This window comes from Roseovarius atlanticus (genome assembly GCF_019802205.1).
GTDB lineage: Bacteria > Pseudomonadota > Alphaproteobacteria > Rhodobacterales > Rhodobacteraceae > Roseovarius > Roseovarius atlanticus_A.
The window spans coordinates 774,934-795,360 of sequence record NZ_JAHVHQ010000002.1; the positions used below are offsets into that span (position 1 = coordinate 774,934).

General features: G+C 56.1%; 29 protein-coding genes and 1 tRNA gene. 10 read left to right on the plus strand and 20 right to left on the minus strand.

What is annotated here, in order from left to right; translation table 11 throughout:
- The first annotated feature begins 2 nt into the window (after positions 1–2).
- Together KUV49_RS03935 and KUV49_RS03940 are read left to right on the plus strand one after the other, a co-directional pair.
- Positions 3–1,490 (plus strand): heme biosynthesis protein HemY, encoded by a 1,488-nt coding sequence (locus KUV49_RS03935; RefSeq protein ID WP_222451707.1) that lies wholly within the window; start codon positions 3–5, stop codon positions 1,488–1,490.
- 45 nt (positions 1,491–1,535) lie between these two features.
- Positions 1,536–1,611: transfer RNA gene (locus KUV49_RS03940), tRNA-Thr, on the plus strand.
- Between the two features lie 531 nt (positions 1,612–2,142).
- Here KUV49_RS03940 and KUV49_RS03945 read toward each other — a convergent pair.
- From KUV49_RS03945 to KUV49_RS03965, 5 genes are all read right to left on the minus strand, one after another.
- Positions 2,143–2,634, minus strand: a complete 492-nt coding sequence (locus KUV49_RS03945) for a hypothetical protein (protein ID WP_222451708.1) — start codon at positions 2,632–2,634, stop codon at positions 2,143–2,145.
- A gap of 75 nt (positions 2,635–2,709) precedes the next feature.
- Positions 2,710–2,907, minus strand: a complete 198-nt coding sequence (locus KUV49_RS03950; RefSeq protein WP_222451709.1) for a hypothetical protein — start codon at positions 2,905–2,907, stop codon at positions 2,710–2,712.
- On the minus strand, positions 2,907–3,140 hold the full coding sequence (locus KUV49_RS03955) for a hypothetical protein (protein ID WP_222451710.1): 234 nt from the start codon (positions 3,138–3,140) through the stop codon (positions 2,907–2,909). Before KUV49_RS03955 ends, KUV49_RS03950 begins: the two co-directional genes overlap by 1 nt.
- Positions 3,141–3,314: 174 nt before the next feature.
- Positions 3,315–3,515, minus strand: a complete 201-nt coding sequence (locus KUV49_RS03960; RefSeq protein ID WP_222451711.1) for a hypothetical protein — start codon at positions 3,513–3,515, stop codon at positions 3,315–3,317.
- A gap of 15 nt (positions 3,516–3,530) precedes the next feature.
- On the minus strand, positions 3,531–4,139 hold the full coding sequence (locus KUV49_RS03965) for a hypothetical protein (RefSeq protein ID WP_222451712.1): 609 nt from the start codon (positions 4,137–4,139) through the stop codon (positions 3,531–3,533).
- A 95-nt stretch (positions 4,140–4,234) separates the two neighbouring features.
- On the opposite strand from KUV49_RS03965, the gene KUV49_RS03970 reads away from it, so the two are divergent.
- Together KUV49_RS03970 and KUV49_RS03975 are read left to right on the plus strand one after the other, a co-directional pair.
- Positions 4,235–4,465, plus strand: coding sequence for a helix-turn-helix domain-containing protein (locus KUV49_RS03970; RefSeq protein ID WP_222451713.1), 231 nt, complete (start codon positions 4,235–4,237; stop codon positions 4,463–4,465).
- Between the two features lie 541 nt (positions 4,466–5,006).
- Positions 5,007–6,437, plus strand: a complete 1,431-nt coding sequence (locus tag KUV49_RS03975) for a tyrosine-type recombinase/integrase (protein ID WP_222451714.1) — start codon at positions 5,007–5,009, stop codon at positions 6,435–6,437.
- Here the strand turns inward: KUV49_RS03975 and KUV49_RS03980 are convergent.
- The gene (locus KUV49_RS03980) at positions 6,434–7,426 is read right to left on the minus strand and encodes a tyrosine-type recombinase/integrase (RefSeq protein ID WP_222451715.1); all 993 of its coding nucleotides are present in this window, start codon (positions 7,424–7,426) and stop codon (positions 6,434–6,436) included. The two genes, KUV49_RS03975 and KUV49_RS03980, sit on opposite strands and share 4 nt — an antisense overlap.
- A 221-nt stretch (positions 7,427–7,647) precedes the next feature.
- Here KUV49_RS03980 and KUV49_RS03985 point away from each other — a divergent pair, with 221 nt between their 5' ends.
- From KUV49_RS03985 to KUV49_RS04000, 4 genes are all read left to right on the plus strand, one after another.
- Entirely contained in the window at positions 7,648–8,091 is a 444-nt protein-coding gene (locus KUV49_RS03985; protein ID WP_261391424.1) for a thermonuclease family protein, read from the plus strand.
- Between the two features lie 456 nt (positions 8,092–8,547).
- Positions 8,548–8,964 carry a hypothetical protein gene (locus tag KUV49_RS03990; RefSeq protein ID WP_222451716.1) on the plus strand — a complete coding sequence of 139 codons (417 nt, stop codon included), beginning with the start codon at positions 8,548–8,550 and terminating at the stop codon, positions 8,962–8,964.
- Positions 8,961–9,740 (plus strand): hypothetical protein, encoded by a 780-nt coding sequence (locus KUV49_RS03995; RefSeq protein WP_222451717.1) that lies wholly within the window; start codon positions 8,961–8,963, stop codon positions 9,738–9,740. Before KUV49_RS03990 ends, KUV49_RS03995 begins: the two co-directional genes overlap by 4 nt.
- Positions 9,741–10,172: 432 nt before the next feature.
- Positions 10,173–10,592: a response regulator gene (locus KUV49_RS04000; protein ID WP_222451718.1), complete on the plus strand. Its 420-nt coding sequence runs from the start codon at positions 10,173–10,175 to the stop codon at positions 10,590–10,592.
- A 158-nt stretch (positions 10,593–10,750) separates the two neighbouring features.
- Here KUV49_RS04000 and KUV49_RS04005 read toward each other — a convergent pair whose 3' ends face one another.
- Positions 10,751–12,340, minus strand: coding sequence for an ATP-binding protein (locus tag KUV49_RS04005; protein ID WP_222451719.1), 1,590 nt, complete (start codon positions 12,338–12,340; stop codon positions 10,751–10,753).
- A 329-nt stretch (positions 12,341–12,669) separates the two neighbouring features.
- Between KUV49_RS04005 and KUV49_RS04010 the strand changes: the two genes are divergently transcribed.
- Complete coding sequence (locus KUV49_RS04010) at positions 12,670–13,038, plus strand: DUF4440 domain-containing protein (protein WP_222451720.1); 369 nt, start codon at positions 12,670–12,672, stop codon at positions 13,036–13,038.
- Positions 13,039–13,151: 113 nt separating this feature from the next.
- Here the strand turns inward: KUV49_RS04010 and KUV49_RS04015 are convergent, their stop codons facing one another.
- Entirely contained in the window at positions 13,152–13,463 is a 312-nt protein-coding gene (locus KUV49_RS04015; protein ID WP_222451721.1) for a hypothetical protein, read from the minus strand.
- Here KUV49_RS04015 and KUV49_RS04020 point away from each other — a divergent pair.
- Positions 13,462–13,728 carry a hypothetical protein gene (locus KUV49_RS04020; protein ID WP_222451722.1) on the plus strand — a complete coding sequence of 89 codons (267 nt, stop codon included), beginning with the start codon at positions 13,462–13,464 and terminating at the stop codon, positions 13,726–13,728. The genes KUV49_RS04015 and KUV49_RS04020 overlap by 2 nt on opposite strands.
- Positions 13,729–13,975: 247 nt before the next feature.
- Here the strand turns inward: KUV49_RS04020 and KUV49_RS04025 are convergent, their stop codons facing one another.
- The 12 genes from KUV49_RS04025 to KUV49_RS04080 form a co-directional block, all read right to left on the minus strand.
- Entirely contained in the window at positions 13,976–15,631 is a 1,656-nt protein-coding gene (locus tag KUV49_RS04025; RefSeq protein WP_222451723.1) for a hypothetical protein, read from the minus strand.
- Positions 15,631–15,828 carry a hypothetical protein gene (locus tag KUV49_RS04030; RefSeq protein ID WP_222451724.1) on the minus strand — a complete coding sequence of 66 codons (198 nt, stop codon included), beginning with the start codon at positions 15,826–15,828 and terminating at the stop codon, positions 15,631–15,633. The genes KUV49_RS04025 and KUV49_RS04030 overlap by 1 nt, the downstream gene beginning before the upstream one ends.
- Position 15,829: 1 nt before the next feature.
- Entirely contained in the window at positions 15,830–16,147 is a 318-nt protein-coding gene (locus KUV49_RS04035) for a hypothetical protein (protein ID WP_222451725.1), read from the minus strand.
- Complete coding sequence (locus KUV49_RS04040) at positions 16,144–16,434, minus strand: hypothetical protein (RefSeq protein WP_222451726.1); 291 nt, start codon at positions 16,432–16,434, stop codon at positions 16,144–16,146. The genes KUV49_RS04035 and KUV49_RS04040 overlap by 4 nt, the downstream gene beginning before the upstream one ends.
- Entirely contained in the window at positions 16,431–16,886 is a 456-nt protein-coding gene (locus KUV49_RS04045; RefSeq protein ID WP_222451727.1) for a DUF5681 domain-containing protein, read from the minus strand. Before KUV49_RS04045 ends, KUV49_RS04040 begins: the two co-directional genes overlap by 4 nt.
- 199 nt (positions 16,887–17,085) lie before the next feature.
- Complete coding sequence (locus tag KUV49_RS04050; RefSeq protein WP_222451728.1) at positions 17,086–17,595, minus strand: hypothetical protein; 510 nt, start codon at positions 17,593–17,595, stop codon at positions 17,086–17,088.
- Positions 17,595–18,467 carry a hypothetical protein gene (locus KUV49_RS04055; RefSeq protein WP_222451729.1) on the minus strand — a complete coding sequence of 291 codons (873 nt, stop codon included), beginning with the start codon at positions 18,465–18,467 and terminating at the stop codon, positions 17,595–17,597. Before KUV49_RS04055 ends, KUV49_RS04050 begins: the two co-directional genes overlap by 1 nt.
- Complete coding sequence (locus KUV49_RS04060) at positions 18,464–18,709, minus strand: transcriptional coactivator p15/PC4 family protein (protein ID WP_222451730.1); 246 nt, start codon at positions 18,707–18,709, stop codon at positions 18,464–18,466. Before KUV49_RS04060 ends, KUV49_RS04055 begins: the two co-directional genes overlap by 4 nt.
- Before the next feature lie 103 nt (positions 18,710–18,812).
- Positions 18,813–19,181, minus strand: coding sequence for a hypothetical protein (locus KUV49_RS04065; protein ID WP_222451731.1), 369 nt, complete (start codon positions 19,179–19,181; stop codon positions 18,813–18,815).
- Between the two features lie 103 nt (positions 19,182–19,284).
- Positions 19,285–19,485: a helix-turn-helix transcriptional regulator gene (locus KUV49_RS04070; RefSeq protein ID WP_222451732.1), complete on the minus strand. Its 201-nt coding sequence runs from the start codon at positions 19,483–19,485 to the stop codon at positions 19,285–19,287.
- 83 nt (positions 19,486–19,568) lie between these two features.
- Positions 19,569–20,240 (minus strand): hypothetical protein, encoded by a 672-nt coding sequence (locus KUV49_RS04075; RefSeq protein WP_222451733.1) that lies wholly within the window; start codon positions 20,238–20,240, stop codon positions 19,569–19,571.
- Position 20,241: 1 nt separating this feature from the next.
- Positions 20,242–20,412, minus strand: a complete 171-nt coding sequence (locus KUV49_RS04080) for a helix-turn-helix transcriptional regulator (RefSeq protein ID WP_222451734.1) — start codon at positions 20,410–20,412, stop codon at positions 20,242–20,244.
- Between the last annotated feature and the right edge of the window lie 15 nt (positions 20,413–20,427).

Here is a 20,427-nt window from a genome sequence, read left to right on the forward strand (position 1 = left end):
GAATGCTGTGGTCCGTCATCAAGATCGTCCTCTTCATCGGCCTCGTCGCCGCGGCCAGCTGGGGCGCGATCTACCTGCTCGAACTCGACGGCGGTGTGCGCATCGTCATGGCCGGGCAGGAATTCAACCTGACCCCGCTGATGGCCGTGATCGCGCTTGTCCTGCTCGTCATCGCCGTCTGGCTGCTGCTGAAGATCGTATCGCTGCTGGTCGCCGTGCTGCATTTCATCAACGGGGACGACACCGCGTTGTCGCGCTATTTCCAGCGCAATCGGCAGGAGAAAGGCTATCAGGCCCTGTCCGAGGGGATGATGGCGTTGGCCTCTGGCGAGGGCGAACTGGCCATGGCCAAGGCCGGCAAGGCCGAGCGCTATCTCAACAAGCCCGCGCTGACCAATCTGATCACCGCGCAAGCCGCAGAGATGTCCGGCAACCGCCGCAAGGCCGAGGAGACCTATAAACGCCTCCTGACCAACGAGAAGACCCGTTTCGTGGGTGTGCGCGGCATCCTGCGTCAAAAGTTGGCCGACGGCGATACCGACACGGCGCTGAAGCTGGCCAAGACCGCCTTCACGCTGAAGCCCAAGCACGAGGAAGTGCAGGACACGCTGCTGAAACTGCAGGCGCAGACCGGCGACTGGAAAGGCGCGCGCGAAACCCTCAGTGCCAAGCTGAAATCCGGGAACCTGCCGCGCGACGTGCATCGCCGCCGCGACGCCGTGCTGGCGCTCTCCGAGGCGCGCGACATCCTGGACGAAGGCAAGAGCATCGAGGCGCGCGAGGCGGCGATCCAGGCGAACAAGCTCTCGCCCGATCTCGTACCGGCCGCCGTGCTCACCGCCCGCGGCTACATGGAGCAGGGCAACAAGCGCAACGCCACCCGCGTGATCAAGAAGGCATGGGATGCCCAGCCGCACCCGGACCTTGCCGCCGCCTTCGCGGAAATCGAGCCCGACGAGACGCCGCAGGCCCGCATCAAGCGGTTCGCCAAACTGCTCAAGACTCATCCCGATCACCGCGAAACCCGCCTGATCGACGCCGAACTGCACCTTGCGGCCGAGGACTTCCCCGCCGCCCGCCGTGCTCTGGGGGATCTGGCCGAGGTCGATCCCGACGCCCGCGCGCTGACCATCATGGCCGCCATCGAGCGTGGCGAAGGCGCGTCTGACAGCGTGGTCAAAGGCTGGCTGGCACGAGCGCTGTCGGCCCCGCGCGGGCCGCAATGGGTGTGCGAGAACTGTCATCACATCCACCCCGAATGGGCGCCGTCCTGCAGCAACTGCCACGCGTTCGACACGCTCAGCTGGCGCGCGCCGCCGGCATCGTCGGTCGCCTCGTCCACGGGCATCGAGATGCTGCCGCTCATCATCGGCTCGGTCGAGGATCACACCACCCCCGACGAGACCATCGACGAGGATGACACGACGGAAGCGGAAATCGACGACGCCGAAATCGTCGAGGAACCGAAGCCGGCAGAGACGGAAAAATAGTCCTTTTCGGATGGGATTTGTGGTGCTATAGCCGCCCCCCACGGGGCCGCTGTAGCTCAGCTGGTAGAGCACGTCATTCGTAATGATGGGGTCGGGGGTTCGAGTCCCTTCAGCGGCACCACTTTCCAAGCAAAATTGCAATAAATTCAATATCTTGATGTGTGTTTCTCAATTTCAATCCACCTACATGTCCACCTCTTCTGTTTCTACGCGGCCCTCAGTAAGGACCGCTAGAAGCAACAAATAACGCGCTGCATATAGTCGTCCTGGCTTTCATAACCTTCTCTTGGCTCGTCGAATGTTACGTCTGTGATGGTGAGCTTGCTTGCCTTTGAAACTTGAAAACGACGCCAGCCTCTTCCGCGAGCCCCAAAAATCTGCCATGCACGAAGGCTCAAACTTCCATAGACGTCGATCCCTAGGACGTATGGCTCGGCTGTTACTATCCGCTCTTCGTACCAAAAGGTTATCACCCGTTGGTTCGTTATTGCGTCACAAAGCTCTTCTTGGGTCACAGGCAGCCTCCTATGAACCAAAAGTAGGGTTCAATATCCAAGAGCAAGCCCATACCCCACAGGTCGCGGCCACGGCGCTTCCATCGCGTTGCCGGCCAGTCGGTACGCCAATTCGACCGGAACCATTCACACGTCCGTCAGTTTGACATTGCCACCACCAACGGCGGGTCAGCCGGAAAGCTGCGCACGTCAAACCAAGTGAAACGCGTTCCATCCGGGTTACACTTGTTACCCCAGCACAGCCCCTCAGAGCCCTGCCGGATCAGCGCGGCCCGGAAGGCGTTGAGGTCGATCAGATACCAACGCTCCACAGCCGTCTGAGAAGCGTTGGCGTGGCCGTAGAACAGCCAGTCGCCCTTGCCGTTCACTATCTTGGAAAGCTCCGTCTCTGCGCCTGAGGGGAGCCGTGAGCGCACGGTGAACTGATATGGGTAGCGGTCGGCGTATCCCGGCCTGCGCACCCGAGCCGCTATCCGCATATCGCGGGCGTCCAGCATCACCAGATCCGTTGCTTGGGTCATGTCGAGCACATCGGGCGCTGCCTGCAAAAGGTGGCTGCCGACAATGCTCTTGATCTGCGGTATGAACTGGTCAGACCACTGGCGGTTAATGTCGTACTGAAATGTCATTTTTGAAATAGCCTTAATGGGGAAAGGCAGCCCACGATTGCAGGCTGCCTCCGACGACAAGGAAAAGGGCGATTTTCAGTTTTCCGCTCCTTTCACGCTCTCCACCTCATTCATGATTTCGTAAGCCAGGCGCTCGGCCATATCCAGAACTCGATCCAGTCCCTTCCAGTCGAGGCCGGAGGCTTCGTTCTCTTCGGCAACCAATGCGCAGCGCAGAAGAGAGTGCAGGTCTGCGGCCTTTGATGCGGTGTCGCGGGGTGCTTGCTCTTGCATCACGCAGCCCCGCGAGTTCTGTCCACGCCCTTCAGCCGTTCCAGCCCCTCAACGAGTGCGTTGGCACGTCGGCGCAAGTCTTCGAAAATCGGCAGCAGCGAATTGCTTGCCAGTTTGTGCTCTTGGCAGTTCGGGTCTGTGCTGTTGGTCGTGTCAGCGAGAACTTCCGCCCCGCCGATCAACCCCGCGAGGAAGACTGCATCATCTTGGAGGTCTTCGATAGTTTTGGTCATGTTTTGAATTCCTTATCGCGGACTTTGAGGCAGAAGAAGCAGTTGATCGACAAGAGCGTTGATGATCTCTTGGCGCTCTCTGCTGAGACGCTTCAATCGCTCATCTAACGTCGCAGGCTGCATCCTTTGGCTTGCTAGGTTATCTCTGGCTTTATCCATTGTCTCACTCCCCTCTCAGTCTGCTGCGTTGATCGAATCCAAAGCGCTGTTGAGCCGCATAGCCCGATCCTGAGCCTTTTCGATCATCTCATAGGCGTCGGTCGGATCACGCTCGGACAACATGGCCATTGCGGTGCTGAGCAAGCTTTCGATCACCAGCGCTTGGTCCTGCATTTCTTGCCGGCTCATTTTGCCTTTGGTCTTTTTCTTTCCCAATTTGTCACTCCTCTCCTAGTGAATGGCGTATTCGTGGACCGCACCGTTGACGGCGATCCGGGAAATGGTTGCGAGGTTCACGGAGCGAGGCGCTTGGGCCTCCGCATCCCAGACGGGCATAAGGTGCGGGTGACGCTCTGCGCGGGCCTGTACGGCCTTCTGTGCGGCCTCAGATGCAGCAGAACCTTTGACGTGGTACTTGAGCGTCGCGGGCTGTACGCGCATCACGCGCTCAGTCCCGTCCTTCTTCATGAAGGTGACAGACGCTAAGCGGCCCCTTGCGCTATCAATCAGGGCGCGCTTGGCCTCCTGCGCTTCGCGCTCACATGCAGCCGTATGGGCGGCCCTGAGCGCGCGCAGCTTCTCCTGACCTTCATGGCCGAGGTAGCGGCGATTTTCGAGGTCAGTGATTTCGGCTGCAAGCTGGCTAGAGGCGCGCGCAGCAATTGTCTCTGCACCACGCCGGGATTGCTCCAAGCGCCGTGCAACAGACGCTTTCTGGCGGGCTTTGTCCCATGCGCTGACCAACGCCCGGGACATCAAGGATTTGAAAGGTTCGCCATTGCCGTGAAAACGGCGAACGATCACCCAGGCGGCCTTCATGATTTCTGCGCAGTCGTACATTGCAAATCCTCCTGTGTGCTGGTAGCATAAATATGGGGCTGATAGCATATGCTGTCAACACAAAAAATATGCTAAACGCACAAAAAGGATCGATAATGACGTCGGAGCAGTTCAAAATGGCGAAATCGGCCTTGGGTTTGAGCAACCCGGAATTGGCTGAAATCACTGGTCTACATCGGAACACTCTCAACAAAGTCGATAAGGGAGAGGGTAAGGAATCCACGGTCAAGTTGCTCCAGATGACGCTCGAAAGCCGAGGCATCCAGTTCCTCGATGACGGTCAGGTGGCTACAGGGCCAGGCGTGGCTTTGAAGCCGCAAGAATAGAACGACTACTAGCCATTATTTTGTCGTAAGCAGCCCTGCAAAATGAAAAATGCGGCAACCGCCAATCGCAGACGGTCGCCGCTTTCATCATAGAAATCAGTTTTAAACACTCGTTACTGATCATAACCTTTGCGATTTGTCCGTGCGCTAAATGTGGCGCTATTGTGTCTGAAATTGGCCGTTCAAGGTTATCTAAGAAACAACGTGTTTCGATGCGACAGACGGGAGAAATACCTCCAAGACCTGACCAGTTGCAAACGGTCTATTCTGACCCATGGCGCACACCTCTCATGGCGCAACACTGGCGACGACCTTTGGGTCCAGTACGGATTTTATTGAAGCCAGTAACGGTTCTTGTTGAAAATGCCCGCTCAACATTTCCGTTACCAATTTCAACGTAAAGCGTTATCGATTTGAAGAGTAATGGGGACAGAAGCCAAAAAAACTCTGTCAGAACTGTTGCCTGCTCCAACAATTCACGTCCACCGCCAACAGTTTGCATGTGAGGCTTACTCCCCGGAAATTTTCGGAGAACTGCCGCATGCCAGACCTCAGCAATAACCAAGCCATAGAAAGCTTGAACCCGCGAGAAGCGCCGCACTGGCAGATTCTCGAATATTGCCGCCATATCGGCCTACAGAAGAAAACACCCGTCTCAGGATATTGGGTCGCTCGGATCCGCAACAAGTCTCTCGGATACTACCAAAAACGTCTGATCCCCTGGCAAGCTGGAACAGGCAACTATGACGAAGCTTTGGAGGCTGCCAGGCTTTGGTTCAGTCAGCCTGAAATCGCGAAGCAAGCAGCGGATCCATTTCCGATAGGGTCAAAGCAGGATCTCAACTACTGCCCTTGGGGGGAAGTCTTCACAGTCGGCCATGCGATGCGGGACTACTTGGAGTGGAAAAGGATATCCGCAACCAAGAGCCACTTCGACTCGATGGTGAGCCGGATCAACCACCACATCCTTCCAAGGCTCGGGCAAGTCCCGCTCGAAGAATTGACGGGTCGGCACATCGTGCAATTCTCGCTCGATGTTCTGGAAACGCCGCCGAAGCGCGGCAATCAGAAAGCTGCCGAGCGGTTACCTTTGAGCGAGTTGGATCCAGACGACCTGCGCAAACGCAAGAAGACGCTGAACGCATTGATCGGTGTCTTGCGCTTGGCGGTACAACTGGCCTGGGAAAACGGCGAAACGGACTCTGAACGTTCATGGCGGTGCATCCGCAGGGTCCCATTGGCGGACACTCCGAGAACCATCTTTCTGACGCGAGATGAATGCACCAGGCTTCTGGGCTGTTGCCGCCCGGACCTTCGGAAAATCGTTCAGGGCGCTCTCTACACAGGGTGCCGTATCACTGAACTTGCCAAGCTTCGGGTCAGGGATGTGGCCGCACACGTGTTCGGCCTCTATGTCGAGCCTCTGAAATCAAGGAAGCCACGCTACGTCTTCTTACCAGATGAAGGCATGGCATTCTTTCTCGATTTATGTGCCGGGCTTTCTCCCGACGACTTGGTGTTTCGGAGGCAATCCGGTCAGTCATGGCAGAACGGTCACAAGCATCTCTTTCGAGAAGCCGCCATCGCAGCTGAGCTTCCTTCTGGTTTTGTTTTTCACGGCCTGAGACACACCTATGCCAGCCAGCTTGTTCAGGCGGGAACGCCGCTGATTGTCGTTGCTCAGCAACTCGGTCACGCCAACACTGACACGGTAAGCCGGACCTATGGTCACTTGGCCCCACAAATCCGGGAAGTTCAGGTACGCACGCATTTCGCCGCACTTGATCGGCATTTTGTCGAGCGCGCCCTGCTTCAAAAGACCGAGTTTGAAGCCCTATCGCGCTCACTTCAGGGGACCGACTGGCGAGCCTACGGGCGTATAGATCCAACGGACTCATGGCCACGTTCGAACTTCGCCACGACCGAACCCGAGATTGTTGAGATTCTCAAGGATGCGGAACGCCCGAACTAAGCTTTCGGCTGCCGTTTCGCACCGAGGACCTGGGAAACCCGAGCGGCGGCAGAATTGCTGGCCAGTATCCTCCTGCCATACCGTGCGGGCATCTCTGGTGAACTCCACCGCCCGGCCACCATGATCGAGGATAGGTCGCAGCCAATTCGAAAGGCATCGTGAACGCCTCCGACCCGCATGCTGTGAGCAGAGACGTCGGTTCGTCCTGTGCATCGCTTGATGATCCGGGAAATCGTCGCTGCGTCCATCGGGCCGACCTGAGCGTTTGCCTGGTGCTTGGTGACCAGAGGGTCATCGTTCTTGAGTTTTGCCATCTCGATCCAAGCGAGGACTGCCTGTGTGCCCGCCTCAGATAGGTAGGCATATGCGCCGTGGCCGAACTGATCGGTCTTGGATCTTGCGATGAACAGCAAACTGGATCCATCGTCTTGCCGCATCAAGTCGCGAACCCTGAGAGCGATGATTTCCGACGCGCGACACCAGCTATCCGTAGCGATCCAAAGAACGGCTTTGTCCCGGGTTTCGAGCCTGGAACTTCCGAGTTTGTCGATGGCCTTGTAAACCTCTGCCTTGCACAGTGGTGGAGCCTGACGCACCCATGCGCCGTACTTTCGCTTCACGCCCTTCAAGGCGAGTTCAACGAGCCTGTGGCGACACGGCGTCGGTTGGAACGCCGCTCGATGCATCTCCGAGATGGCCCAGAGCCTGGTTTCAATAGTGGTACAACGAACCTTGCCGCCGAGGGAATCCACGTACTCAGCCACGGCTCTCGGATCGATGGGTGGATCCGGGTCGAAGCCATGCTCGCGACACCATACCTGGAAATTGTGAGTAATCTGGCGAAAGTTGCGCAGAGTGGTCGGTGCGAAGGCAGCCTCAGAGCGCTCTCGGTATTCTCGTATCAGTTCTTCGCGGTGGTTCTTGGGTATGTCGGCCAGCTTCACAACTGTCGCCATGCGTTCCGCTTCTCGATCAAACTCACGTGCCATACTCTAGCCCTCCAAAAGCAGTTGGCGATTGGGCCAGAATACACCTGTGTCGGGATAACGGTTTATTAACCTTTCGAAGCGACACTCTCCGCACAGGAGGCCTACCGATGAGCAAGCAACGGATGGAATAAGCAGAAATAGTCACAAGACTGCCTGTAAATTGCCAGCGTGTGTGCTTAAGCAGCGGGAAATAGAAGCCCTCAAACCGTAACGGATACCCGATGCTGAAATCCCTAACTTCCGCCGCGATACTCGCAATAGCCTGCGTGTTGGGCGCTCCTTCACACGCTCTGGCAACAACCCTCAGCGGAAAGCTTGTCCATGTCCGCGATGCTGACACCATCGAGATTGCCACACGTCGTGGACGCATTGCCGTGAGGCTCGATGGGGTTGATGCCCCCGAATTAAACGAACGCGGCGGACAAGCCGGGAAGCGCTGGATGCAGAATGTCTACAGCAACGCTACGATCACTTGCGAGTTCAACGGTGAGAAGACCTATGACCGCTGGGTGGGCGTCTGCTGGGACAAGGCCGGCGTCGACCTTGGCGCAGCGGTGATAGCTGCCGGACATGCCAGGGACTGCCCTCGATACTCAGGCGGTAGGTACCGAAAATTCGAAACTCCCGAAAGCCGGAAGCACCAACAGCACAACTACTGCAAATGAAAGCCTACCCATCACATGCGCAACCTTTGCCCTTATGGCAGGTGTAGCTACGGTTTATGCATGAATTGCCGCACGCCTTGCCCTTCCTGCAAACCTTGCAGCAAGCGGCGTCGAAATGCTGGCCTTCGCGCTCCCTCGAAGCTCTCAAAAGCTGTTGGAGGACGCTTTCTTGAGACTGCTCAGCACCCCATGATGCGACCGACATAGGGCCTAGAGCGTTGGCAGGAACAGCGCAGCAGCAAAACAAGCCAACTAAAGTGGCACTCCAATTCCTTTTCATCGACAATTCTCCATGGATAAAATGAGTCACATGCTGACCCTTTCCGGCCAATGAGCCATTTGTACGTCAGGAAACGGGCGTTTCTTCAACGATTGCGCCTCTTGGGATTGATGCGCGGTACAGAAAATGCGGACACTGTGTAAACTAAGTGCCAAGCACGTAGAAGGATCATGACGATGGACGACTTCAAGTGGCAGCCAATCGGATCTGACAGTGAGGTTCTATCCAGAGAGGATGAGTTCTCTATTCAGTTCACAGCTAAAGGGCATCCGAAAATGTTCATTCGGCTGGAGAAGCCGACAGGAGCGATTGAACTGAAGGTGAGCGATTTTCTGGTTGCCGAAGATGAGACTGCTCTCGCGGCCCAGGTATTTCGCTATGCTTCTGAAGGAATGGGAATACGGCTATCGGGCAGGCGTATTCGAGCCACACATATATCCACCTCAGACTCCAATTTGGAAGTCTGTAAGGCTTTCGATATGGCAAAGGCCAGGTTCAATGCGGTTTTGGAGCGTCTGAATTTGAGCGCGGACGACTGCAAGCTTGATCGCAAAGCAGGAAGAAATTTCGACCTCGTTCTGCAGGTCGCATGATGTTCGAAAGACTCTGTAGACTGGCCGAATGGGCCAAACTTCAACGGTTGCTGTGGGCTGTGATCCTGGTCTTCGCGCTACTCGGATTTGGGATTACGACGGCAGCATTTCTCGTAGACCTGCTGGACGGTATCGAAGCTTCCTGGGCCAAGGGCGTAGTCGCGTTGATCCGCGGCTATCTCGAATTGGACGAAGATGTCGCCAGCTTTTTGCGGTCCGTTTCACTGACAATGATTGGTGTCTCCGTTCCTTATATTTTGGTTGTCTGCCAGCAACGGAAAGCGGTTATTTCTGCACTCGCTTCCGGCTATTGGGTCAATTTCCTGAGACATTTCGTTGGAGGAGAGCTCAAACTTGTCGTGCTTCCTCCAGGCCATCTCATCACCTTGGAAACAGACAGCGCCATTGTGCAGACCAAGGAACTCTTTGCCCGGCGTTGGGGTGTCGAACTCCAGGAGGAGCCTATCGCGGGCACCGGGCGTACCGCATTCGTCGTCTATCTTGATGGACAAAAGCTACCTGTTGTCGTGGATATGTGCCGAAACCTCACGGTTCTGGGCGAGATTATCGAGAATGAACTTGGCCGATTCCTGGGTGGCACGCTTTGCACAGCAGAAACCAAATTCGCCTATCTCAGCGAGAAGTACTTCAGGCATCTAGAACAAGAGTGGATCTCAAAAATGGACTTGGTGAAGACGATTGTCGTTCTCGACGGGGCAGACGATCCTAAGTTCGAACGGATTCTGCGGAAGGTATCCAAGTCGCAGCCGAGCTAAAAATAATGGAGCGGTCGCACCGTGACCTCTTCAGGTCAATTAATTGGCTGTTACCCTGTTACGAGCACAATGCCCATAACTAACGTCAGCAAGACTGCATATCCTATGTAAGCGTGGGTCCACTTCATTTCTAATGCTCTTGGCTTAAACCTCGTAAGAGCCGAACTGCGTGCCCGCTGTTTTTGTTCCGATTTTCGCGGCCGTACCTACCAAGCTCGTGAGGTCCTCCACGGTTCGCCACCAGCGCCAGAGTATGGTTATGATCCTAGTTGTCGCATTGAGCCGCTCAAGTGCTTTTTTGCGATGTCTTTCAGCCTCGTGCCTATGTCTTATTTTATACCCCGAATCGCTGGGGTTGTCGTAAGTTGCGTAGGCCGTTTCGAAGCCACGACGTTCGTGGACTTGGATAGGGCACATGGAGAAGACAATCAGATGAACCATATGCCTGTGCTCATCGTCGAAGACGATGCAGTGGTAGCACTGGATCTAGAGCTAGCTGTTATAGACTACGGCCTCCAAGATGTGAGAACGTGCAAGAGCGTTAAGGACGCTGACCGTGAGATCACGTTGCGCGCACCGAAGGTCGCAATAATTGACGTAACTATGGATTGCGGCACGCAAAGCGCGGAGGTTGCGGGACGGTTAATTCAGCTGGACTGCCACGTCATACTCCTTGCGAATTTCAAGGAAGACATCCGAAAACTTCCGCCAAGCTTGGGTTGCTGCGATGTGATCGAGAAACCTTTTCGGGATGCCGACCTGCGTGCAAAACTGGAACGCGTTGCGGATCTTGGCCTTGCCAGGGCGACAAGTTTAGATGTCGCACCGAACATCGAAATTGGCACTGGTTAAGATAATGGTCTACTAACATTTCGATGCAACACTACCCTCAAAGGGGAGCCGCAGATGACCAAAGAACGACTTGAGGCGGCAGAGCGAATCCTTGCGGGTTACGCAGCGAAGTATTGCCTCACAGGTGAAGCCAGAGCCTATTTCTCTTAACCGAGTGGTTATGCGGAAAGCGAAACCGTAAAGGTCGTTCCTTCGCCTTCAGCTGTATCGAACTCGATTTGTCCGCCGTGGTGATCAACAATGGCCTTAACGATGCTCATGCCGAGACCAGTGCCTTTTTGCGTGGCCGTGTAACTCTCAGGCGACCTTGTGAATCGGTCGAACAGTTCTTGTTGCAAAGACACTGGTATGCCTCTGCCATGGTCGCGGATCCAAAAGCCGTTTCCACTTGAGGTTAGTCCAACTTCAACCTCTCCTCCAGCCGACGAGGCTTTCACCGCATTCGATAGCAAATTGCTCAAGACTTGGAGCAAGCGAGCTTCATCGCCAACTATGGTACTTTGACCAGCATCGCCGTTCACTAAATCGAGCCTCACATCATACTGATCAGCATACGGGCGCATGTCTTCAACCGCCCTGGAAACCAGCGCGAACAGGTCAATTTTCCGGTGGTCGAAAGACAATTCACTTGAGTTGAGCTTCTCCAAGTCGAGAATGTTTTCGACAAGGTGTATCAGCCGATCAGCATTCCGGGTGGCTGCGTCAAGTAGCACCCGCATATTTTCAGGAAGCTGTTCACGTTCCATCGACAGGAGTTTCACAGCGCCATTTATCGAAGTAATCGGCGTCCGAAGTTCGTGCGATACTGTTGCTATGAGTTCGTCCTTGGCCTTGCGAAGTGCTGTTTCCTCGCTGATGTCTCGTACAACACCTACCACGCCAAGCTTTGCATCAGCGTCTCCGTTAAGAGGAGCCATGAAGACTTCGCCAGGGAATATTGATCCATCTTTCTTGCGAAGATTCATTTCGAAACGGTTTACCGCCTTCTGCATCGCCTTGTCGTAGACCCGTTCACCTTGGCGTTCGTATTCATCGACGCTGGGGTAGAGAACCGATGTGCTTTGCCCCACAAGCTTGTCTCGGTCTAAGCCGAACAGCTTCTCGCCGGACGAATTGACCATCTGGATTCTGCGCTCATCGTTCGCGGTGATGATCGCGTCCGGAACCGCCTCTACAATAGCATTGAGAAGCATGGTCTTCTCCGCAATCTCGCGTGCGCGTTCCGACTTAAGCCATTCCTGGCCCAGCCAGCGCCCGAACAGTCGCACCAGCTCGGCTTCCATAGCTCTGAATGCTTTTCGCTCGTCGGGACCGGAAAAGTTCAATGTGCCGACGCGTTCGTTGCCCACGAGCAAAGGAACGCCGATGTAACTCTCCAATCCAAAGTTCTTATAACACGGGTGGTCGGCGATTTCGGATTCGCCAGCGTGATGGAAGTAGCGCACGTCATTTGCGACCAGGGTGTGAGTGCAATACGTTTCAGCAACTTCAAAGGTCGCGCCAGGCGTGGGAGCCCAATCGGGACCGCATACGTGATGCACCTCGTAGACGCTGCCATCGATACGACTGACGATACCAAGTGGCAAATTGAGAGCATCACAGCCCAAGCGAAGCAGCCGCGATATCTTCTCATCAAGTTCGATATCGGGATCGAGCGACAGCATGAACAGCTGCCTCAAAGCGGCGTCATGTCGGCCAAGAAAGTGTCGCCACTCATCGGAAGCATGACGAAGGTCGTAATTGGACATGGGCACCCCGGCGAACTTAATATCTTGACTGGCGCAAATTTATAGAAGGATTTCTCAGGAACTCAATTCTAAGCATCTCCTTGGATAAAGACTTAGCCAAAACCGAGGGGCTCTAGGTACCGTTCAGAGAGAGAGGCACTAGCCATGCGCCGGTCTTTAGTGCTTTCTTGAACCTGACGCTGTTAGCTTTCCGCTTTATTTGCTCTACCTTATTGAATTGCGATACCACCTTGAATTGTGTCAAGAGCTTGCTTATGAGCAGCAGTCAGGCTTTGCGCCAGTAGAAACAGCCAACTCTCCGAGCAGAGATAAATAATTACGACGCAGAGATGAAACCGACGCTAGAAGTTCAACAAACCCTCACATCTTTAGAGAAATCTCTTTGGGATAAAGACCTGCACTTCGATAGTGATGACGGAAATTATACACTCTCTGCGAAGTTCGTCGAAGTTGATCGGTTTGGCCACCGTCACAGCAGAACCCAAGATTTCATGGCGGAAAAGCGTTCTCGGCTTTCTGAAATGGAAGTTCCTCTAGCAGACTATTCGGCAGAACTTGTTTCCGAAGACACCGCTATGGCAACCTACACCGTTGAGGTGCGTTTTAGCGACGTACTGGAGCTTCTCCACTGCGTTTCGCTTTGGGTAAAGGTCAATGGCAAGTGGCATTTGCAGCTCCATCAAACGACGCATCGCTGAAGGCTAGAAGCGACCGCCTGATACAGCATGCCCGCGTGTCATTACTGCCCAAATCATAAACTCAATCAGTCACCCGTCTAAGCCAATCTGCCTTCGCTGCTCAGCCACGCTTCTCAGCGCCACTCTTCGGGAACCGGCGAAACTTCAACCAGCCCGCCCAAGCCATCGCCGAGGGGCATTTCGCATAGCGGCAGACCTAGCTTACCGTCGTATTCGTGGAGCCTGAGAAGCACGGCCATTTCCAAGAAGAAACGTTCACGGATATGTGGTCCTCCTCGCGCTCTCATGACCTTCAGTTGGCAGTGGAAATGCGCGCACTCGTCCAGTCGCATTATCTCGGGAAGGTCCGCAAACTCCCGGACCAGTGCTATCAACGCAGCTTCCGAACTTGCCCCGGCGTCGTGTTGAACATATCTTTCATCCATGATCGAAGCCCTTTGGAACGCAATCTTTACCGGCTATGCCATCTACATCGCGGTGGCCCTTGTCGTATTGACCGGATGTGCAATCGCGGCGGTTCCTGATCTCATCGACGCACTCGTCGAACGCGTTTACCGGGCTTTCCGCCCCAACGCGGACAATGACAGCGTGATGAGGTTGCAAGGCGCTGTTTTCGACCAGCTTGTGATCAGTGCAACCTTGGCTGGGGGGATTGCCTTCATCTGCATAGCGGGCCTCGTTCTGCCTTGAGGCCCGCCACGCGCAGCGGGCAAGCCAATGTGGCACTACCATGCGTCGAAACCGCTTTGCTTCTCTCAAGGCCCTGCCACCGCTTCACGCAATTCTTGTTGCCTTTGGCCTAGCCCCATCAGGATCTGCGCGATAAGCAATTTGACTTCATCAGACGCTGTTGCCTTTGGCATCTTGCCGCCGCTAAGCATCAATGCCCTGGCGATTTCAGCAGCCCCCTTCTGTGACCTGTTTGAATGTGCCCGCCCTATCGCACCCAAGCCCATCGCGCTTGGCGCATTGCTTCTGCCTCGTCTGCCGTCATGCTCCCGGCTTGACCCTTAATGTTGCGACGGTCGAATTTTTGGAACTCCCGGCGTAGCGCATTCGCAGTTTCGCTGGTGTCGGCAAGATCCATCATTTGATCGACGCCTTCTGCCTTCTTCATACGGTGGTAGAGTGCGTCGCCCTCCGCAAACTCAGGGGCGTTCCGTTTTACCGCGTCGTCAAACTTGCCAAGTAGGATTGTGCCGATCCGCGCGCGCATCGGGTCCCTGTCCTGCGCGGCTGCCTGAAACATTGCCCGCACAGGCTTCACCTGGTTTCCCTCAAGACCAAACTTCGCAACGTCCTGCATTTCCTTGACGATGCGGCGCACATCCTGGTCACGGGTAATGAGTTGTCCATTCGACCGCATCAGTCCCTTCTCGCGCAGTGCGGTCAGAACCTCTGCCTCAAGCCCCTTTGCCGCTTCTGGCGAAAGAATACGCCCGCGCGCCTCTCCATTGGCGTAGAGTTGCGTTGCACGCTTTGAAAGGTCATCGGCAGATGGCGCATTCCGAACCATTGCTTTGGTTGCCGCCTTTTGCTTCCGGTGGTCGAGGCCACGCTGGACGCCACGGGCCACGGGTGCCAACGCTCCACCCAAGCCACCTGACACAGTGCCCGCCTGTACAGCCTCCGTGGCCCGGTCTTTCAAGCCACCTTCGCCCTCTGTGAAGCCGTACAACCCGCCCTGAGCGCCAGCTACAGCACCACCGCGTGCCATCAGGTGCGGCAGGTTCCGAGCACGGCCCACCCAATTAGCAGCGCCCACACCGGGAAGTGCCAGGGGAGCAATCTCTGCGGCAAGCGAAGCTACCGGGTAGTCCCTGTCGAAAACGGCCTCTTGCTGGCGAACGCGGTCCAGAGTTTCGTCGTAGCTGTCCCCTGTCAACGTGCTGCGGAGAGCTGCATCGGCTTCATCCCCGACGACGCCTAGGGTCATCGATTCACCAGCGCTGTTAAGAAACTGCCCCAGGGTCTCGCCTCGGTTCAGAGTGTTTGGGTCATCGTCGCCAAACAGATTTTCCTTGATATTGCGCACTGCCTGACGAGGCGACGGAAGAACGCCACCCATCCATTCGTTCTTACGAGGCGGTTCGTTCATCAATTCGCCAGCCAAGCCAGCGCGTGAGATTTCCGCCAACTCAGGGTCAACCGGACCGCCGTCGCCCTGCTTGGCCTTCTTCGCTCTTGCGATAGCGATAGCCAGTGCAAGGTCTCGCTCTTCGCTCCGCTCGGCGTGCGGAGCGTCTTGCCGCCCTTGCGCTTCTCTGGAGCGTTGTCGTCTGGCTACCACTTTGTCACGTATCACGCGGGCTTGCTCTGCCTTCAGTTTTTCCAGATTGCGGTCATCCTCACTTTGCAAAGAATGCTCCGCTGCTGGCGTCTGCGTGCCCTCGGAGGATACGCTTTGCCCATTGCCAAGCGGAGGCACACGCGAGGGCCATTGAAGCTGCGGGGCGTTTGCGCTGCGCTGTGCCTTACCAAAGCCAGTATTTCCGGGCACAAGCCCTCGTGCACGCGCTTCGTCCAGCATTGCTTTCTTGTCTGCGGGCAGAGTTCCTTGCCTTTCTGCCTCTAGAAGTTGTTCCCAGTTCATTATCTTGCCTTTCTGCTCTTGGTTTCTGCCTCTGCCGAGGGCTGCTCACAGTACTTCGCTACCCACTCGTCGACCGTGACGGGCTGGCAATCTGTTCCAGGAAATTCCGGGTGCGACGTCGGCACGCTTGAAATGACGTGGTTCACGCCTCCTGCGCCGCTGCGTTCCAGCATCCTGATCCGTGTCTTGATGCTCATCTCATTCGCCTCCAATGGTGATAATGGCGGGCGTGCCATGAGCGAGACGCCGTGCATCGCCTGCCCTGTAGGCGGCTGCTTGCTCTTCGGCTGTCAGCGTACCGGGATCCTTTCCGGCTGCTTGGGTCGCATATGCACGCCGCTTGAATTCTTGGGTGGTCTCTTCGGGTTTTCGCTCGAAGTGGCCAACGCCGTGGATGCTGACGGACAAGTAATCATCTCTCTCGTTGTCTCCCGGTATCTGAAGGAACAAGAGGAGCATGCCATTTGAAGCGGCGTTGCTTTGCTCAAGCTTGCGGAGGCGATTGAAAATGCTCATGCCGAACCCTCCTGCGCGTTTGGGATTATCAACCCTTCCGCGCGTTGGGCTTGCGGCCAACTCAGGTTCTTGTAGCCGTCGAGGCGGGCATTGAAGTCCTCGTGGCTTTCCCGTTCGCCCCGCTCAACTTTCGCCACGCGGTTTTGCCCCCAGGCAATGTAGCCTTCGGCCTTCTCGCTTTCGGCTTCACCATTCCGATCCTCGTACACAGTGCGGAAGATCACGGTGCTGAGGCCAGTATCGCCGCTTTGCTTTTCCAACTTTCCCAAGCGTGCCTTGATGCTCATTGCATTGCCTCCAACGCTGTTATCCGTTGTTCGAGTTCGGTCGTTTCCAGTGCCTTCCGGTAGCCCTCCACCAGCGCCATGACGCTTGCGCCTTCCAGCGGGGTTAGCTGACCCTCGGAGACGGCCTGCAGGACCGCCTGAGCGGCCTGTGAGGCGTCCTGTGCGGTTTTCATGGCCGGGAGGTCGAAATTGACCGGCGTGTCCTTCTTGGCGGGCGCTATCCGCTCCATGCAGAGACGCAGCGCCGTGGTGTCGCCGTCCAGGGCCAGTTCCACCGCCTTGCGGGTCAGGGCCTCGCCATCTGCATCGAGAAGTTCCTGCACCGCTTGCGTCGCCCGGTGCCGCGAACCTTTGGGCTTCCCAGGGTTGCCGGGGGCGAAAGTGCCGTCAGGATTGCGACCGCCCGATTTGGCTCCGCTGTTACGGTCTGCAGGCGCACATGGGATGGTCATCCAGGGTCCGAGAATGCAACACGATGTGATCATGCAATCCCTCCCAATTCGGAGGTGCCCGCGATGCTCTGGCCTCGGTTCCGCTGCCCTTGGTAGATGGTAAGTAAGGATGTCCCTAAAATGGGAACAGGAAAGCACCGAAAATGGGCGGTTTCGTTCCAATTTTGGGTACGGCCTGTACCGTTTTTGGGTACGTGTTTCATTGTGACGTTCCAAATTTTACTACGGTGCTGTTCCCATTTTGGGGACGGGGTTTTGTTTTTCCGTTGGTGCCTCGCGGGTTGTGCATCGCGGCCTTGTGGACCGAAAAATCTGCTCCCTCGCGCCACTCTTTGTAGAGCTTGCGACCCCCGTTATTCTCGGCCTGCGGCAACTCTATTTCCGTAAGTTCGAAGCTTGGAGACTTGGCGTCGCCACCAACTCCGAGCCGCGCGGGTTCTGTGACGTAAAGAAACCCTTTTGCCTGAAGGTCGTGGAAACCCCGAGCTGCGGTCTTCATATTGATACCGAGCAGTTCAGCGGCCTGTCTGACACTCAGGCGGATTTTACCGTTATTGTTGTTCTGCGGACCGCGCCACTCCAGCTTGAGCCAAGGATAGAGTGCTTGGGCTACAGGCGTTAGAGCGCGCCAAGCTGGCGTTCCCATTGTGGAGCGCAGCATCTTGGTGAAATGCTCTTTCCCGGTCTCGTTGCGCTTGTCTCGTCCCATCAGTGCCTCCCGATGAACCGCAGGAGGGTTTCGCGCTCGGCCAGCTCGATCCGCTTGAGATGGTGCAACTCGTGGGCCGGCAGGTGACCCTCGATAGCATCGCGCACCATGTCCCGGATGGTGTCAGGGGGTATGGCGTCAAGCTCTGCAGCGAACCTGTATTCCCAGCGGCGGTCCGCGGCGCTATTGCGTTTCGCAGGCCTCGTCGGCAGGTCAAGGTCAATCACTTGATCGTAGGTCAGCCCGAGATGATTGAACCGAACGGGCACATCGAACTCGGACCCGAACCGCTCGACCTTTTCTTGCAGCGACAAGGCCGCATCACGTCCGGATCGGTCGAAGTCGTATAGGGCATAAATCACCAGCGTTTTGCCGGTGTGCTGGATGTTGCTGACCGCGCCATATGCGAACGTCTCGGATGTGTATCCGCCCGTTGGCATCAAGGCCACGTCGTACTCTGACGTGACCGGGTAGATTACGCCCGCTAGCGCTGATTTCTCCAGCCATATTTCCACCTCTTCATCGCTGTCCGCCCACAGGCTCTTTCGATAGAGCTTCGCTGTGTCCTGCAGCGCCGCCTCCCAGCCGTCGAAGGTGCGAGGCTTCCGCATGTACCGGGTCGCGTCCGCAATGCAGTGATATGGCAACCTTCCGGCACGGCGCAGTTCCAGGCACTGAGCCTGCACCTTGTTGTAGCCCGCTTCGGACTTTTCGATACCGGGGATCCCGGCAACCGTCGCCGCATAGAAGAGTTGGCGAACCGTGACGGGCTTATGCTTCAATGCGTAAGCTATAAGAAAGGCCGCGCGGTCCTCCATCTCATTCTTGGACGCCCGGCGGCGTTTTATCTGGCTAGCCTGATAAATGGTCATGCCGAACCTCCCTGATCGAGCAGACCAAGCCTGTTGGCTTCCTGTTCGGCGTCGAGGAGCGCTTTCCGAAGTTCTGGCAAGAGGTCGGGCCGAATGGCAACGCCCTGCTTGCCGGGGCGCTGCTCATTGTCGTCAGCATAGAACCACACGCGAAGATTAAGGAGGTGGTGACCCCGGAACTCGTCCAGGGTCACGCGGAGGTCTTCGCGCGCATTCTTCCGAATGGTTGCGATGTGCGTCATGTGCGGCCCTCCCCATAGTGCAGGCCAGCGATGAGGCGGGCGCGGGTTGCGGACATGCCATAGAGGCGCTGCAGGCGGGCAATCTGGATTTTGAGGGCCATGATCACGCTGCACCCCCTTCGATCCGGCGCACCGTGCCGTTGAGGGAGTACACTCCGAACCTGGCGCGGTCCGTAGCCGCGTCGTTCGAATACATCTCCTTTGTGATCGGTACGCCGTAGTCGCGGCGCAGGATGCAAACCCGGTCGGAGATCCGTACCGGGCTGGCGCAGTAAACGGGCCGCTCCAGCAACGCATCGAGAATGATGCGATTGCCTTTGGCCAGCGTGATGGTCTTGGCTTGGCCGTCCTCGCCGATGATCTCGTAGCGGGCGGGCGCGGTGTTTGCGGGCATGTCGCTCCATTTGGAGACACGCAGTGCGTTCGCCGGGGGATAGTCGGTCGGGTTGTCGGTCTTTGCTTTCCTGTTCATGCTCATTTCCTTCTGGGTTGAAGGAACGGGCCGAATGCGGTAATGATTATGTGCTGCATAAACGAATACCGCCCCTGCCCGAACCTTTGGGTGGGGGTTTCGTTTAGGCGGCTTCGCGATCCGCCTTCACACTTTCGATGAGGGCCATAATCTCGGACTCGGGCCAGCGGGTCAGACCGCCAATTTTCACCGGCCTGGAGATTGTCCCGTTTGCTACGCCACGCCAAACGGTCGCGACGCTACACCCGAGAGTACGGGCCGTTTCCTTCACGCTCAAAAGGCGGTCTGTCTTACTTGAGTTCATTTTCAACACCTCGCGGTTGGTTGCGATGTGTTGAGGATGAATGAAGCAAGTCTAAAGGGCTTGTCGGTGTAAAATTTTTAACCCTACATGGGCTTGGGTGGCTCTCTCCAAGTTGCTGCAATTTCCGGGCGTTCAGCCTTAATTCTTTTCAATTGGCCAATCCAATAATGTGCTTCGTCTCGTAAGCGGACGTCAGCTTCCTTGTTGGAATGGAACAAATGCCTGATTGCACTATCACGGACATGATACCCGTTTTTTGCCAGACCTTGAGCTACCGCATCGCAAGCGCCGAACTTGCTTTTCGTTGAATCTCCACTTGAAAGCTCAAGGTTAAAAATCTCTGCTACACGCCAAGTGATTGCTATTAAGAATTGATTTCGTAACCAATGTTCTTTTCTTCGCTGTGCTGGTGGGTCTTTGAGTTGTCCGCTCAAGAACAGCGCTGAGAATACCCGCAACGGTTCAGGCAAAGCACGCCGCTCACTCAGGCACCAAGCTGAAATTTCTTGGCAAAGTTGACGCGCCCCTAATGAGGTTTCATTCATCGCGAGCAGCTTTTGCGCGGCGTTTTCTGAAAATTCCCAACCCCATTTCCCTGCATCGCTTTGGGTCCAATGAATATCCAGAGAAAGTTGAAGCAACACTCTGTCTGGGGCCACCGCTGCTTTGGAAAATCCTTTCTCAGTAAACATGAACTGAGAGGCCTCTTGAACCCAATCAACCGCCTTATCAAATGTCGCTTGCTTTTCGTCCATTTTACCTAGCTTCCATCCAGTCGCGAATTGCGCTTTCCCGCCACCCGATGGCGCGCAGGCCAAGCTTTTGGGGTCGCGGAAAATCACCGCGCTCGATCATGCGGTATATCGTGGATCTGCTTAGACCGATTGCGTGCTGCACTTCCCGGCAGCGAAGTATTTTGTCCGTCATTCTAAAACCTCTTTT

Excerpts from the sequence above, each read along its gene's own strand:
- KUV49_RS03935 (WP_222451707.1), top strand. The coding sequence starts at position 3 with ATGCTGTGGTCCGTCATCAAGATCGTCCTCTTCATCGGCCTCGTCGCC.
- KUV49_RS04020 (WP_222451722.1), top strand. The coding sequence starts at position 13,462 with ATGATCGAAGCCCTTTGGAACGCAATCTTTACCGGCTATGCCATCTAC.
- KUV49_RS03980 (WP_222451715.1), bottom strand. The coding sequence starts at position 7,426 with ATGGCACGTGAGTTTGATCGAGAAGCGGAACGCATGGCGACAGTTGTG.
- KUV49_RS04045 (WP_222451727.1), bottom strand. The coding sequence starts at position 16,886 with ATGACCATCCCATGTGCGCCTGCAGACCGTAACAGCGGAGCCAAATCG.
- KUV49_RS04000 (WP_222451718.1), top strand. The coding sequence starts at position 10,173 with ATGAACCATATGCCTGTGCTCATCGTCGAAGACGATGCAGTGGTAGCA.
- KUV49_RS04015 (WP_222451721.1), bottom strand. The coding sequence starts at position 13,463 with ATGGATGAAAGATATGTTCAACACGACGCCGGGGCAAGTTCGGAAGCT.
- KUV49_RS04050 (WP_222451728.1), bottom strand. The coding sequence starts at position 17,595 with ATGGGACGAGACAAGCGCAACGAGACCGGGAAAGAGCATTTCACCAAG.
- KUV49_RS04030 (WP_222451724.1), bottom strand. The coding sequence starts at position 15,828 with ATGAGCATCAAGACACGGATCAGGATGCTGGAACGCAGCGGCGCAGGA.
- KUV49_RS03950 (WP_222451709.1), bottom strand. The coding sequence starts at position 2,907 with ATGCAAGAGCAAGCACCCCGCGACACCGCATCAAAGGCCGCAGACCTG.
- KUV49_RS04010 (WP_222451720.1), top strand. The coding sequence starts at position 12,670 with ATGAAACCGACGCTAGAAGTTCAACAAACCCTCACATCTTTAGAGAAA.
- KUV49_RS04070 (WP_222451732.1), bottom strand. The coding sequence starts at position 19,485 with ATGAACTCAAGTAAGACAGACCGCCTTTTGAGCGTGAAGGAAACGGCC.
- KUV49_RS03965 (WP_222451712.1), bottom strand. The coding sequence starts at position 4,139 with ATGTACGACTGCGCAGAAATCATGAAGGCCGCCTGGGTGATCGTTCGC.
- KUV49_RS04065 (WP_222451731.1), bottom strand. The coding sequence starts at position 19,181 with ATGAACAGGAAAGCAAAGACCGACAACCCGACCGACTATCCCCCGGCG.
- KUV49_RS03995 (WP_222451717.1), top strand. The coding sequence starts at position 8,961 with ATGATGTTCGAAAGACTCTGTAGACTGGCCGAATGGGCCAAACTTCAA.
- KUV49_RS04040 (WP_222451726.1), bottom strand. The coding sequence starts at position 16,434 with ATGAGCATCAAGGCACGCTTGGGAAAGTTGGAAAAGCAAAGCGGCGAT.
- KUV49_RS03955 (WP_222451710.1), bottom strand. The coding sequence starts at position 3,140 with ATGACCAAAACTATCGAAGACCTCCAAGATGATGCAGTCTTCCTCGCG.
- KUV49_RS03970 (WP_222451713.1), top strand. The coding sequence starts at position 4,235 with ATGACGTCGGAGCAGTTCAAAATGGCGAAATCGGCCTTGGGTTTGAGC.
- KUV49_RS04055 (WP_222451729.1), bottom strand. The coding sequence starts at position 18,467 with ATGACCATTTATCAGGCTAGCCAGATAAAACGCCGCCGGGCGTCCAAG.
- KUV49_RS04025 (WP_222451723.1), bottom strand. The coding sequence starts at position 15,631 with ATGAACTGGGAACAACTTCTAGAGGCAGAAAGGCAAGGAACTCTGCCC.
- KUV49_RS03945 (WP_222451708.1), bottom strand. The coding sequence starts at position 2,634 with ATGACATTTCAGTACGACATTAACCGCCAGTGGTCTGACCAGTTCATA.
- KUV49_RS04035 (WP_222451725.1), bottom strand. The coding sequence starts at position 16,147 with ATGAGCATTTTCAATCGCCTCCGCAAGCTTGAGCAAAGCAACGCCGCT.
- KUV49_RS03990 (WP_222451716.1), top strand. The coding sequence starts at position 8,548 with ATGGACGACTTCAAGTGGCAGCCAATCGGATCTGACAGTGAGGTTCTA.
- KUV49_RS03975 (WP_222451714.1), top strand. The coding sequence starts at position 5,007 with ATGCCAGACCTCAGCAATAACCAAGCCATAGAAAGCTTGAACCCGCGA.
- KUV49_RS04060 (WP_222451730.1), bottom strand. The coding sequence starts at position 18,709 with ATGACGCACATCGCAACCATTCGGAAGAATGCGCGCGAAGACCTCCGC.
- KUV49_RS04075 (WP_222451733.1), bottom strand. The coding sequence starts at position 20,240 with ATGGACGAAAAGCAAGCGACATTTGATAAGGCGGTTGATTGGGTTCAA.
- KUV49_RS04080 (WP_222451734.1), bottom strand. The coding sequence starts at position 20,412 with ATGACGGACAAAATACTTCGCTGCCGGGAAGTGCAGCACGCAATCGGT.
- KUV49_RS04005 (WP_222451719.1), bottom strand. The coding sequence starts at position 12,340 with ATGTCCAATTACGACCTTCGTCATGCTTCCGATGAGTGGCGACACTTT.
- KUV49_RS03985 (WP_261391424.1), top strand. The coding sequence starts at position 7,648 with ATGCTGAAATCCCTAACTTCCGCCGCGATACTCGCAATAGCCTGCGTG.